Source organism: Streptomyces sp. NPDC006372 (genome assembly GCF_040612515.1).
Classification (GTDB): Bacteria; Actinomycetota; Actinomycetes; order Streptomycetales; family Streptomycetaceae; genus Streptomyces.
The window spans coordinates 105932-118666 of the sequence record NZ_JBEXQJ010000023.1 but is presented as its reverse complement, the minus strand read 5'-3'; the positions used below and the strand labels follow the sequence as shown (position 1 = coordinate 118666).

Annotated in this window: 12 protein-coding genes; 9 read left to right on the top strand and 3 right to left on the bottom strand. The window is 73.2% G+C overall.

Translation table 11 applies throughout. The features are described 5' to 3' along the window. Positions 1-92: 92 nt before the first annotated feature. Positions 93-827, bottom strand: coding sequence for an FCD domain-containing protein (locus ABZ016_RS28675; protein ID WP_356919576.1), 735 nt, complete (start codon positions 825-827; stop codon positions 93-95). Positions 828-925: 98 nt separating this feature from the next. Here ABZ016_RS28675 and ABZ016_RS28670 point away from each other — a divergent pair, with 98 nt between their 5' ends. The 4 genes from ABZ016_RS28670 to ABZ016_RS28655 are packed head-to-tail and all read left to right on the top strand — an operon-like array spanning position 926 to position 5419. After that, entirely contained in the window at positions 926-2290 is a 1365-nt protein-coding gene (locus ABZ016_RS28670) for a glutamine synthetase family protein (protein WP_356919575.1), read from the top strand. An 8-nt stretch (positions 2291-2298) separates the two neighbouring features. Then, on the top strand, positions 2299-3672 hold the full coding sequence (locus ABZ016_RS28665; RefSeq protein ID WP_356919574.1) for an aldehyde dehydrogenase family protein: 1374 nt from the start codon (positions 2299-2301) through the stop codon (positions 3670-3672). After that, positions 3669-4451: a 3-oxoacyl-ACP reductase gene (locus ABZ016_RS28660; RefSeq protein ID WP_356919573.1), complete on the top strand. Its 783-nt coding sequence runs from the start codon at positions 3669-3671 to the stop codon at positions 4449-4451. The genes ABZ016_RS28665 and ABZ016_RS28660 overlap by 4 nt, the downstream gene beginning before the upstream one ends. A gap of 47 nt (positions 4452-4498) precedes the next feature. After that, positions 4499-5419: a DUF2510 domain-containing protein gene (locus ABZ016_RS28655; protein WP_356919612.1), complete on the top strand. Its 921-nt coding sequence runs from the start codon at positions 4499-4501 to the stop codon at positions 5417-5419. Between the two features lie 26 nt (positions 5420-5445). Here the strand turns inward: ABZ016_RS28655 and ABZ016_RS28650 are convergent, their stop codons facing one another. Beyond that, on the bottom strand, positions 5446-6648 hold the full coding sequence (locus tag ABZ016_RS28650) for an amino acid deaminase/aldolase (RefSeq protein ID WP_356919572.1): 1203 nt from the start codon (positions 6646-6648) through the stop codon (positions 5446-5448). 1427 nt (positions 6649-8075) lie between these two features. On the opposite strand from ABZ016_RS28650, the gene ABZ016_RS28645 reads away from it, so the two are divergent. The 3 genes from ABZ016_RS28645 (at position 8076) to ABZ016_RS28635 (ending at position 10900) form a co-directional block, all read left to right on the top strand. Beyond that, a complete protein-coding gene (locus ABZ016_RS28645; protein ID WP_356919611.1) occupies positions 8076-8888 on the top strand; it encodes a hypothetical protein in 813 nt (270 codons plus the stop codon). Positions 8889-8965: 77 nt separating this feature from the next. Beyond that, positions 8966-10111: a type VII secretion-associated serine protease mycosin gene (gene mycP / locus ABZ016_RS28640; RefSeq protein WP_356919610.1), complete on the top strand. Its 1146-nt coding sequence runs from the start codon at positions 8966-8968 to the stop codon at positions 10109-10111. A gap of 60 nt (positions 10112-10171) precedes the next feature. Continuing rightward, complete coding sequence (locus tag ABZ016_RS28635; RefSeq protein ID WP_356919571.1) at positions 10172-10900, top strand: SseB family protein; 729 nt, start codon at positions 10172-10174, stop codon at positions 10898-10900. A gap of 37 nt (positions 10901-10937) precedes the next feature. Here the strand turns inward: ABZ016_RS28635 and ABZ016_RS28630 are convergent, their stop codons facing one another. After that, positions 10938-11294 (bottom strand): DUF1844 domain-containing protein, encoded by a 357-nt coding sequence (locus ABZ016_RS28630; protein ID WP_345664550.1) that lies wholly within the window; start codon positions 11292-11294, stop codon positions 10938-10940. 395 nt (positions 11295-11689) lie between these two features. Here ABZ016_RS28630 and infC point away from each other — a divergent pair, with 395 nt between their 5' ends. Together infC and rpmI are read left to right on the top strand one after the other, a co-directional pair. Beyond that, positions 11690-12340: a translation initiation factor IF-3 gene (infC, locus tag ABZ016_RS28625; protein WP_215124526.1), complete on the top strand. Its 651-nt coding sequence runs from the start codon at positions 11690-11692 to the stop codon at positions 12338-12340. A 108-nt stretch (positions 12341-12448) separates the two neighbouring features. Next, complete coding sequence (gene rpmI / locus ABZ016_RS28620) at positions 12449-12643, top strand: 50S ribosomal protein L35 (protein ID WP_003989075.1); 195 nt, start codon at positions 12449-12451, stop codon at positions 12641-12643. Positions 12644-12735: the final 92 nt, after the last annotated feature.

Genomic DNA, 12735 nt, shown 5'->3' with positions numbered 1-12735 from the left:
CAATGGAACGGACCCATACCTTTGCGGTGCGGGCGTGCGATGGCAATACCCCGGCGTCAATCCCCTGCAAATCCTCGCCCCACCGCCCCGGTTCAGCCGAGGAAGCCCCGCAGCAGCGCCGCCGTGCCCCCGCAGTGCTCGCGCATGATCTCCCGCGCCTGGTCGGCGTCGCCCTCCAGCACCGCCTCCACCAGCGCGGTGTGCTGCCGCTGCGAGTGCTCCAGGTTGCGCACCAGCAGCGGGATGCAGTCGAGCAGGTCGTTCACCGTGGCCCGGACCGCCGCGTACTGCGCGGTCAGGGTCGGCGAGCCGCACAGCTCCGCCAGCGTGAGGTGGAGCAGCGTGTCCCGCCGACGGTAGTCGCTCAGCGGTGCGTCGTGCGTACGCGCCAGCGCCTCCCGCAACCGTTCCGCCTGCTCGCCGGAGAGGCCGTGCGCGGCGCACAGCCCCGCCGCGCCCACCTCCAGCACCTCCCGGAACCGCAGCACGTCCTCTATGTCGACCTCGGCGATCCGGCGCCGCAGCTCGTCCTCGCCGCCGGCGTCCGTGCGCGGCAGCACGAACGTCCCGCCGTACCGGCCGCGCCGCGACTCGACCAGCCCCTGGTCCTGGAGCACCTTCAGCACCTCGCGCAGCGTCACCCGGCTGATCCCCAGCCGCTCCGCCAGCTCCCGCTCGGCCGGCAGTCGCTCGCCCCCCGGCACCAGGCCCAGCCGGACGACCTGGAGGATTTGCTCCAGCGCCTCCTCGAAGCCGTTGCCCGCGCGCACCTGCCGCAGCACCGGTGTCAGCCCGTCGCGCACCTCACCGCCCGCTTCCTCCGGCATGTGGCCGTACCCCCTTCCCAAGCAATGGTTCTCCGCAATACCTTATGGCTCCCGGCGGATCCAAGGCAGCGGATCCAAGGAGCCTAGGAGGCCTTCCCGTGGCAGACCGCACACCCCCGCTGAGCGTCGAGGAGCTGCACGCCCTCGTCGCGGGCGGTGAGATCGACACTGTCGTCCTGGCCTTCCCCGACATGCAGGGGCGGCTCCAGGGCAAGCGGTTCGCCGCGCGCTTCTTCCTCGACGAGGTCCTCCAGCACGGCACCGAGGGCTGCAACTACCTGCTCGCCGTCGACACCGAGATGAACACCGTCGACGGCTACGAGATGTCCTCCTGGGACCGCGGCTACGGCGACTTCGCCATGCACCCCGACCTGGCCACCTTGCGCCGCGTCCCCTGGAACGAGGGCACGGCCATGCTCCACGCCGACCTCGCCTGGAACGACGGCTCCCCGGTCGCCGCCGCCCCCCGCCAGATACTGCGCCGCCAGCTGGAGCGCCTCGCCGGCCTCGGCTACACCGCCCAGGTCGGCACCGAGCTGGAGTTCATCGTCTTCAAGGACACCTACGAACAGGCCTGGGACGCCGGCTACAGAGGCCTGACCCCGGCCAACCAGTACAACATCGACTACTCGGTCCTCGGCACCGGCCGCATCGAGCCCCTGCTGCGCCGCATCCGCAACGAGATGGCCGGCGCCGGCCTCACGGTCGAGTCCGCCAAGGGCGAGTGCAACCCCGGCCAGCACGAGATCGCCTTCCGCTACGACGAGGCCCTGGTCACCTGCGACCAGCACTCCGTGTACAAGACCGGCGCCAAGGAGATCGCCGCCCAGGAGGGCATGTCGATCACCTTCATGGCCAAGTACAACGAGCGGGAGGGCAACTCCTGCCACATCCACCTCTCCCTCGCCGACGCGGACGGCAACAACGCCATGGCGGGGGCCGGCGAAGGCGGCATGTCCGACGTCATGCGGCACTTCCTCGCCGGGCAACTGGCCGCCCTGCGCGACTTCTCCCTGCTCTACGCCCCCCACATCAACTCCTACAAGCGGTTCCAGCCCGGCTCCTTCGCCCCGACCGCCGTCGCCTGGGGACACGACAACCGCACCTGCGCGCTGCGGGTGGTCGGCCACGGCCGCTCCCTGCGCTTCGAGAACCGGCTCCCCGGCGGCGACGTCAACCCCTACCTCGCCGTGGCCGGACTGGTCGCGGCAGGCCTCCACGGCATCGAGCAGCGGCTGGAACTTCCCGACCCCTGCCCCGGCAACGCCTACACCGCCGACTTCGCCCACGTCCCCACCACCCTGCGCGAGGCCGCCGAGCTCTGGGAGAACAGTCCCATCGCCAAGGCCGCCTTCGGCGACGAGGTCGTCGCGCACTACCGCAACATGGCGCGCGTCGAACTGGACGCCTTCGACGCCGCGGTGACCGACTGGGAGCTGCGCCGCTCCTTCGAACGCATGTGAGGTCCCTCTTGTCTTCCGAGCACCTTCTGGAAGTACTGAACCCCGCGACCGAGGAGGTCGTCGCCGCCGTCGCCGGGGCGAGCCCGGCGGACGTCGACACGGCCGTCACCTGGGCCGCCAGGGCACAGCGGACCTGGGCCGCCCTGGCCCCCGCGGACCGCGCCCGGCTGTTGCGCCGCTTCGCGGCCACCGTCGACGAGCACCTGGAAGAGCTGGCCCGCCTGGAGGTCCGGGAGGCCGGCCACCTCATCGGCAACGCCCGCTGGGAGGCCGGCAACGTCCGTGACCTGCTGGACTACGCGGCCGGGGGAGTGGAGCGGCTCACCGGTCGGCAGATCCCGGTGCCCGGCGGCCTGAACGTCACGATCCTCGAACCGCTCGGCGTGGTCGGCGTCATCGCGCCCTGGAACTTCCCCATGCCGATCGCCGCCTGGGGCACCGCACCCGCCCTCGCGGCCGGCAACGCCGTCCTCCTCAAGCCCGCCGAGACCACCCCGCTCACCGCGCTGCGCCTCGCCGAACTCGCCCTGGAGGCCGGGCTCCCGGAACACCTCTTCCAGGTCCTGCCAGGACGCGGCGACATCACGGGCGACGCCCTGGTGCGCCACCCCGGAGTCGCCAAGATCGTCTTCACCGGCTCCACCCGCACCGGGACCCGCGTGGCGGCCCTCGGCGCCGAACAGGTCAAGCCCGTCACCCTCGAACTCGGCGGCAAGAGCCCCAACGTCGTCTTCGCCGACGCCGACCTGAAGACGGCCGTCGACCCCTTCTCCTTCCTCGACAACTCCGGCCAGGACTGCTGCGCCCGCACCCGCATCCTGGTCCAGGAGCAGGTGTACGACGAGGTCCGCGAGCTGCTCGCGAAGACGCTGGCCGACGTGGTGGTGGGCGACCCGGCCGACGAGAAGACACAGATGGGTCCGCTGATCTCCCGGCAGCAGCTGGACCGGGTACGGGGTTTCGTCCCCGACGACGCCCCGGCCCTGCGCGGCAGCGCCCCCCAGGGACCCGGCTTCTGGTTCCCGCCGACCGTGCTCACCGGCGAGCGGCCCGACGCGGCGGCCGCCTGTGAGGAGATCTTCGGCCCGGTCGCCGTCCTGCTGCCGTTCACCGACGAGGCGGACGCGATCCGCCTGGCCAATGACACCCCCTACGGCCTCTCCGGCTCCATCTGGACCCGCGACATCGGCCGTGCCCTGCGCGTCTCCCAGGCCGTCCGCGCCGGCAACCTGTCCGTCAACTCCCACGCCAGCGTCCGCTACTGGACCCCGTTCGGCGGCTACAAGCAGTCGGGCGTCGGCCGCGAGCTCGGCCCCGACGCCCTGGCCGCCTTCACCGAAACCAAGAACGTCTTCATCAGCACGGAGGGCCCCGCACAGTGACCGAAGCAATTGTGTGCCGTCGCCTCGTCGGCCGTACGGCCGTCATCACGGGAGCCGGCAGCGGCATCGGCCTCGCCACCGCACGCCGCCTCGCCTCCGAGGGCGCCCACGTCGTCTGCGGCGACGTCGACGAGGCCCGCGGCAAGGCGGTCGCCGAGGAGGTCGACGGCATGTTCGTGAAGGTCGACGTCACCGACGCCGAGGAGGTCGAGGCGCTCTTCAAGGCCGCCCACGACACTTACGGCAGCGTCGACATCGCCTTCAACAACGCCGGCATCTCCCCGCCCGACGACGACTCCATCCTGGAGACCGGCCTGGAGGCCTGGAAGCGCGTCCAGGAGGTCAACCTCACCTCCGTCTACCTGTGCTGCAAGGCCGCCATCCCGTACATGCGCCGGCAGGGCCGGGGCTCCATCATCAACACGGCCTCCTTCGTGGCCCGGATGGGCGCCGCGACCTCCCAGATCTCGTACACCGCCTCCAAGGGCGGCGTCCTCGCCATGTCCCGCGAACTGGGCGTGCAGTTCGCCCGCGACGGCATCCGGGTCAACGCCCTGTGCCCCGGCCCGGTCAACACCCCCCTCCTCCAGGAGCTGTTCGCCAAGGACCCGGAGCGCGCCGCCCGCCGCCTGGTGCACATCCCGGTGGGCCGGTTCGCCGAGGCCGAGGAGATCGCCGCCGCGGTGGCCTTCCTCGCCAGCGACGACTCCTCCTTCGTGAACGCCACCGACTTCCTGGTCGACGGCGGGATCGCGGGGGCTTACGTCACACCCTTGTAGGCGGTGTCCTGGCGGCCCGGATCTCGCTCTACAGTGCCGGGATGAGCATGACGCCGCCGCCCGGCTGGTATCCCGATCCGCACGGCCCGCACCTGGAACGCTGGTGGGACGGCACCGCCTGGACCGAGCACCGCCGCGCACCCGGCTCACCCACCGGCCCAGTGCCCCCGCTCCCCGGCGGCGGCACCGGGCGGGCGAGGGCCGTCGCCCTCACCACCGCCGGGGCCGTCCTCGTCGCGGCGGTCGTCACCGGTGCCGTCGTCCTCGGCGGCGAGGACGACGACGGCGCGCAGACCAATACCGGCCCCACGTCCGCGACCTCGGCCACGGTCGCGCCGCCCGAGACGGCTTCCGGACCGCCTCCCGGGGCTTCCGCCTCCGAGCCGTCCGCCGACGACCCGGCCGTGGTCGAGGACCAGCTCAACGGCGTCACCTTCCGGCTGCTCGACGGCTGGGTCCGGCCGCAGCACGTCGCCCAGGACGACGTCGTCATGACGACGGACGGCACGTACGACTGCCCCGGCGAGGGCAGCGTGTGCCGCCACGGCCTGGTCATCTCCCGCACGGTGACCGCGAACGACGAGACGTCCCCCGAGGCCCTCGCCAAGGAGGACATCTCCGACGCGGCCGACGAGGCCTTCGACCGCGACAGGATCGGCCGCAAGCCCTACGGGGGCATGGAGTCCCACGAGGTCGTCGGGTCGGGGCAGGTGGCGGTGGCCGGCCGGGCCGGGTACTTCGTGCGCTGGCGGGTGCGGACAGCGAAGGGACCGGGCGGCTACGTGCAGTCGCTGGTCTTCCCCTCCAGCGTCGGCACCGAGTCGCCGGTCCTCGTCCGCTACGTCTTCGAGGCGGGCGAGGGCGGGCCGCCGCTCGCCGACATGGACCGCATCACCAAGGGCATCCGGCCGGTCGGCGACGCGGACACCGGTGGCGGGGTGGGCAGCAGCATCGGCCCGTCGGACTGATCGGGCCGACGGGTGCCGCCTTCCGGCTACAGGAACGTGTGACCCTCGCCGCGGTACGTCGGCACGGTCGCCGTCACCGCGTCGCCCTCGATCAGATGCAGCCGGTCGAACCGCTCGCACAGTTCACCGGCCTTCGCGTGCCGGAACCACACCTTGTCGCCGACCAGCAGGTCGTCGGCGGGCGAGCCGAGCAGCGGCGTCTGCACCTCACCGGCCCCCTCCTGAGGGTCGTAGCGCAGCCCCTCCGGCAGATACGGCACGGGCGACCGGTCGGCCCCGGCCGCCCCGGACGCGGGATACCCGCCACCGAGCACGGTCACCACCCCCACCCCCGGCCGCCTTACGACGGGCTGGGCGAACAGGGCCGCCGGACGGCCGCTGAACGAGGTGTAGTTGTCGAACAGCCGCGGCAGGTACAGCCCCGACCCGGCGGCGATCTCGGTCACCGCGTCCTCGGCCGCCGTGTGCTGCACCGAGCCCGTGCCACCGCCGTTGACGAATTCCAGCCCCGGCACGACGGCCCGCACGGCACGCACCACCTCCGCGCGCCGCTCGGCCAGTTCACGCTTGGCCGCGGCCTGCATCAGCCGAACGGCACGGGACCGCAGCGGCCGGCCCGCCACCGCGTCCCCGACACCGGCGACATGACCCTCGTACGCCATGATCCCCACGACCTCGAAGCCCGGCCGCCGGGCCACCGCCCGGGCCACGTCGGCGACCTGGGCGGGGGAGTGCAGCGGTGAACGCCGGGCGCCGATCCGCACCCGCCCGCCGAGGAGCCTGAGGGACGTATCCAACTCCAGGCACACGCGCACGACTTCACGCCCGCCGCCCCGAGACGCGTCGATCAGATCCAGCTGGGCGACGTCGTCGACCATCACGGTGACGGCGGCGGCGAGCTTGGGATCACCGGCCAGTTCCGCGAACGCGGCGCGGTCGGCGGACGGGTAGGCGAGCAGCACGTCGTCGAACCCCGACCGGGCCAGCCACAGCGACTCGGCGAGGGTGAACGACATGATCCCGGCGAACCCGTCGCGGGCCAGGACGCGTTCGAGCAGCGCCCGGCACCGCACGGACTTGCTGGCGACCCGGACGGGTTTGCCTCCGGCGCGACGGACCAGATCGGCGGCGTTGGCGTCAAAGGCGTCCAGGTCCACGATCGCGAGAGGGGCGTCGAGATGGGCTGTGGCCCGGTCGTAACGGGCCCGGTCGGCGGCGCGCGCAGTCATGGACGCAGCCTGCCAGACAGGATTACCGCAGGGTAGGGGGACGTTCCGGGCAGATGCCCCGGCGTCGTGGACTGGTTCCCGTTCGCGCAGGAACACGCCGTAGAGTGACGCGCACGTACGGCGGAACGACACCGGACGGAGTCCGCTCCGGGATGACACTCCGTCCGTACGGGTATGTGTGCCCGGGACGACTGCGTGCCGGGCCTCGGGCAGCACGACACCGGCCCGCACAGCACGAGGCGGCCCGGGCACGAGGAAACGGGGGGTGCATGAGCACGGAAGCACAGCGTGCCTCTTTCCCCCCTCGCCCCAGCGCCCCGCCACGCCCCTCACACCCACCGACCGCACCGGAAGACACCGCGGCGGACCGGCCGGACACCCCACGCGGGCCTTCCGAACCCCACGCGGACAATGCGACCCCGACCACGGACGACCGCGCCCGCTCCGGCGCCGGTGCCTCGACACCGGCCGAGGACACCTCCGGCCCGGCCACCACCCCGAACGGACAGGCCCGCACGGCGGCTCCGGCGTCCTCCGGCTCGGACGGGCAGGCCCGCACGGCGGGTCGTGGGTTCTCCGGTTCGACCGGCACGCCGGGCAGGCACCCTCGCACGGCCGGTCCGGACACCTCCGGTTCGGTCAGTGGGGCGGACCGGCACTCCCGCACGGCCGGTCCGGCGTCCTCCGGCTCCGTCGGCGGCGCGAGCCGGACCGCCCGGTTCCCGGGCATCGGCCCCGCCGCCGGGCCCACCAGCCCCGAGCGCACCGAGTCCGGCACCCCCACGGCACCCCGGCGCACCGAGCCCAGGACCCCGCCCCCGCCCCGCGCCTCCGCGCGATTCCCGGACGCGCCGCCCAGCGTCGGCGGCGTGACCCGGCCCGGGGCCGAGGGGCGGTCCACGGCGCCTGACGTGCCCCCGCGGCCCTCCGGACGGTCGGACGGCCCGGACGCTCCGCGCGGGACCTCGTCGGAGACGGCGAACCGGCCGGCCGGCCGCCTCGGCCCACCACGCCGTACCGGCGCGCCGTCGCAGGACGCGTCGGAGACGACCACACGCCTGCGCCCCGTTCCCGCCGACCCCGCCCCCGCCGAGCGGGCCGCCGGGCCGACGACCGAGACGCGCGACGCCCTCGGCCGCTCCGGTGCTCCGGGCTCCGCCACCGCCTCGGCAGACCGTGCCGGTGCCACGCGATCCGGTGCCTCGGCGCCCCCCTCATACGAAACGCAGCCGGGCACGGGCGTGCGCGCCGGCGTCGGACCCGGTGGCGACACCCGAGCCACCACCGGGCGCGGGATGCGCATGCCGTCCGCGCCCACCGGGCGTCCCGCCCCCGCCACGCCCACCCACCGGCACACGTCGCCCTCGCCCACCCCCGTGCCCCCTGACCCGTCCCTCTCCTGGAGCGCCCCCCTGTCGCGGCCCGTCGTGTCGTTCGGAGCGCCCGAGGGGTACGACGGCGACGGACAGCCCCGGCCGCTCGGGCGGCGCGGCGCCTCGCAGGCCGCCGCGGCCGCCGTCTGCCTCGTGCTCGGACTGGGACTCATCTCGGGCGCGGTCACCGGGAGCTGGCTCGTCGGGGACTCCGGCGAGGAGGGCACGCGCAGCACCTTCGCCGTGGCCGGGAGCCTGTGGCACAACGTCCCGGTCGACCAGCTCTTCCCGCCCACCGTGGAGGGACAGGGCGCCGGCCCCGGCGGAGCCGACCGCACCTGGACCCGTATCGCCGTCGCCCCGGACAGCGGCTGCAAGGGCGCCTTCGACCCCCTGCTGCGCAAGGCCCTGGCCCCGGTCGGCTGCGAGCGGCTCCTGCGCGCCACCTACACCGACGCCACCCAGAGCTACGTCACCACCGTCGGCCTGCTCTTCACCACGGCCGACGCCCCGGGCATGACCTCCCTCGCGAACCGTTTCCGCAAGGAGCGCCTGGACCGCCGCAGCGACCTGATGCCCCTGCCGTACGCCGCCAAAGACACGCCCGCCGCCCGCTTCGGGGCAGAGCAGCGCGCCTCCTGGACCGTCTCCGTGCTGACCGAGGCCCCGGTCGTCGTCTACGCCGTCTCCGGCTGGGCCGACGGCCGCAGTGTCGACGACCCGCAGCCCGCCGAGGACGCCATGCAGTCCGGGGCCACCACCGCCCCGGCCCAGGCCGGCCTCGGAAACGAGGCACAGGGCCTCGCCGACCGGGTCGAACGCGGCCTGCGCAAGAACGTCCGCTCGGCCTCGGAGCAGCCGTCGTGAAAGCCACCAGGAAGCCGGCTGGGAAAGCCCGCAGGAAGCCGTCCGGGAAAGCCGCCGGGACCGGCCGGTCCGCGGCGCTGAGCCTGCTGCTCGCCGCCGGCCTCGTCGTCCTCCCGGCCACCACCGCCCACGCCGACGGCATCCGCGCCCAGCAGTGGGCCCTGGAGGCCATGCACACCCAGGAGGCCTGGCAGACCACGAAGGGCGACGGCGTCACCGTCGCCGTCCTGGACACCGGCGTCGAGGCCGACCACCCCGACCTGATCGGCAACGTCCTCACCGGCAAGGACCTGGTCGGCTTCGGGGCCGAACGCGGCGACCGCGCCTGGGCCCGGCACGGCACCGCCATGGCCGGCATCATCGCCGGCCACGGACACGGTCCGGGCAACGCCGACGGCGTCATCGGCATCGCCCCCGAAGCGAAGATCCTCCCCGTCCGCGTGATCCTGGAGGACGGCGACTCCGCCCGCGCCAAGGCCCGCAGCACCCGTGGCAACGCCCTCGCCGACGGCATCCGCTGGGCCACCGACCACGGAGCCGACGTCATCAACCTCTCCCTCGGCGACGACTCGGCCTCCGCGCACCCCGAACCCACCGAGGACCAGGCCATCCAGTACGCCCTGAAGAAGGGCGTGGTCGTCGTCGCCTCCGCCGGCAACGGCGGCGAGAAGGGCGACCACATCTCCTACCCGGCCGCCTACCCGGGCGTCATCGCCGCCACCGCCGTCGACCGCTCCGGAACCCGCGCCACCTTCTCCACCCGCCGCTGGTACGCCACCGTGAGCGCCCCGGGAGACGACGTCGTCATCGCCGATCCCGACCAGAAGTACTACGAGGGCTGGGGCACCAGCGCCGCCGCCGCCTTCGTCTCCGGCGCCGCCGCCCTGGTCAAGGCGGCCCACCCCGATCTGACCCCGGCCCAGGTCAAGAAGCTTCTCGAGGACACCGCCCGCAACGCCCCCGCCGGCGGCCGCGACGACTCCCGGGGCTTCGGCTTCGTCGACCCGGCCGCCGCCATCAAGGCCGCCGACCGGATCAGGCCGGAGGCCCTGCACTCGGCGGCGTTCGACGAGAAGTACTTCGGCGGCGGGCCGGACGCGGCCGCGTCCGGCGACGACACCGCCGACTGGGCCGCCCCCCTCGCGGGCGGCGCGGGCGGCGTCCTGCTGGTCGCGGCCGTGGTCCTCTGGCGCGGCCGCCGCACGAGCCGCGACGACTACTAGGCAGCGGTCCACCGGAACCGCTGCCGACCCGCCGGTACCCGGCCGATAGGGTCGACGACCGTGGCGAACAAGAACATCCCCGACCCCGGCTTCTCCGACGACGACGGCTCCGCCGACCCCCGGCTGACCGCGGCACTCGCCGCCTGGTCCGAGGACCGCGGCGCCGTGGGGCCGGTCCTGGAGGCCCTCAAGGGCGCCCGGCTGCTGGTCCCCGTCGTGGCCGTGCTCGGCGAGATCGAGGAGGACGAGCGGGGACTGCGCCGCGAGAAGACCAGCGACATGGCCGTACCGACCCTGAAGGCCGGAGACCGCACCGCCCTCCCGGCCTTCACCTCCACCGACTCCCTCGCCCGCTGGGACCCGGCGGCCCGCCCCGTCGCCGTACCGCTGCACCAGGCGCTCCAGGCGGCGGCGCACGAGAAGGCGGACACGGTCGTGCTCGATCTGGCCGGGCCCGTGCCCTTCGAACTGACCGGGCCCGCACTGCTCGCCCTCGCGGAGGGCCGTTCGAGCACCGACCCGCTCGCCGACCCGGCCGTCGCCGAGGCCGTACGCGCCGCCGTGGCCGCCGAGCCCGCCGTCCTGCGTGCCCACCTCGGGCCGGGACAGGCCGACGGCACCCTCGCCCTGGTACTGGACCCGTCCGCGGCCCCCGCCGAGGCCGCGCAGGCCGTCGCCCGGCGGCTCGCCGCCGACGAGACACTGAGGGCCCGCCTGGTGCGCGGCCTCGACCTGGCACTGCTGCCGGCCGGGGCGACGCCACCGGGCGAGCCCTTGTACGAACGCTGACGCGGAAACCCGCCGCGGCGGGAACTAGGGGCGGGAACTAGCCGTAGACGGGGCCGGTGTACTTCTCGCCCGGCCCCTTGCCCGGCTCGTCCGGGACGAGCGAGGCCTCGCGGAACGCCAGCTGGAGCGACTTCAGGCCGTCGCGCAGCGGCGCCGCGTGGAACGAGCTGATCTCCGTCGCGGTCGCGTCCAGCAGGCCGGCGAGCGCGTGCACCAGCTTGCGGGCCTCGTCGAGGTCCTTGTGCTTGTCGCCCTCCTCGGTCAGACCGAGCTTCACGGCGGCGGCGCTCATCAGGTTGACGGCGACCGTCACGATCACCTCGACCGCCGGGACCTCGGCGATGTCACGGGCCATGGCGTCGAAGTCGGGGGACTCAGGAGGGGTCTCACTCATGCCCCACACGATAGGCGCAGCGGGGGCGCGCGCCGTACCGGCCCCCGAGGCGTCTGAATTAGCCGTTCCTGGCCTTTGCTGGTAATCTCGTGTAACGACCGGTCGGACCCGTATGCCTAGCGGCCCGCGAGCCCGACCCACAAGTGGAGGCTTTCGAACTCCCACCTGACCGCCCTCAGGGCGTCGGGTCACCGGTCAGACGGTCCCGTCCCAGCGGCGGTGATCCGTCCGAAAGCGCGCCCCGCGGCACCCCGCGGCGGTGCTCCGGTAGTTCGAGGAGCCCCGCCTGGGATCGTCCGGGGCATTTTTTCTGCTTCGGCGCGGTTAGGTCTAACGAATAGAGACGTTACGCGGCCGTCCGCCAGACCGTCGCGTGGTGCTACCGAGGAGGATCCATCAGCGCCGAGCCCCGCATCAACGACCGGATTCGCGTTCCCGAGGTGCGACTTGTCGGTCCCAGTGGCGAGCAGGTGGGCATCGTCCCGCTGGCCAAGGCACTGGAGCTTGCGCAGGAGTACGACCTGGACCTGGTCGAGGTCGCGGCGAACGCCCGTCCGCCCGTGTGCAAGCTCATGGACTACGGGAAGTTCAAGTACGAGTCGGCCATGAAGGCCCGTGAGGCGCGCAAGAACCAGGCGCACACGGTCATCAAGGAGATGAAGCTCCGGCCGAAGATCGACCCGCACGACTATGACACCAAGAAGGGTCACGTCGTCCGGTTCCTCAAGCAGGGCGACAAGGTCAAGATCACGATCATGTTCCGTGGTCGCGAGCAGTCCCGGCCCGAGTTGGGCTACCGACTGCTGCAGCGTCTCGCGGAGGACGTCCAGGACCTCGGTTTCGTGGAGTCGAACCCGAAGCAGGACGGCCGGAACATGATCATGGTTCTCGGTCCGCACAAGAAGAAGACCGAGGCGATGGCCGAGGCTCGCCAGGCGCAGGAGGCCCGCAAGGCGGAGGCGAAGGCCAACCCCGGCCGCTCGCAGAACGCCGCGGAAGCCGACGCTGACGTCGAGGCGCCGGCCGAGGAGCCCGCCGAGGCGTGACCCCTGGGGACGCGAGTCCCAGGAAGCAACCGAAACAAGACGACGCTCCACCGTGCCCGGTTTCACGACCGGGCACCGGAGCGCCACCGACGAGGAGAGTACGGCGCTATGCCGAAGAACAAGTCGCACAGCGGGTCCAGCAAGCGCTTCAAGGTCACCGGCTCCGGCAAGGTGCTCCGTGAGCGCGCCGGCAAGCGCCACCTGCTCGAGCACAAGTCGTCCCGTGTGACGCGTCGCCTCACCGGCAACGCCGAGATGGCCCCGGGCGACGCCAAGAAGATCAAGAAGCTTCTCGGCAAGTGACGCCCGGCGCGTGAGCGCCGCACGTCAGGACCGGGACCCAATCGATTTCGGGCCGTGTGAGTACCACCGCGGCCCCGCTACAAGGAGTTAAG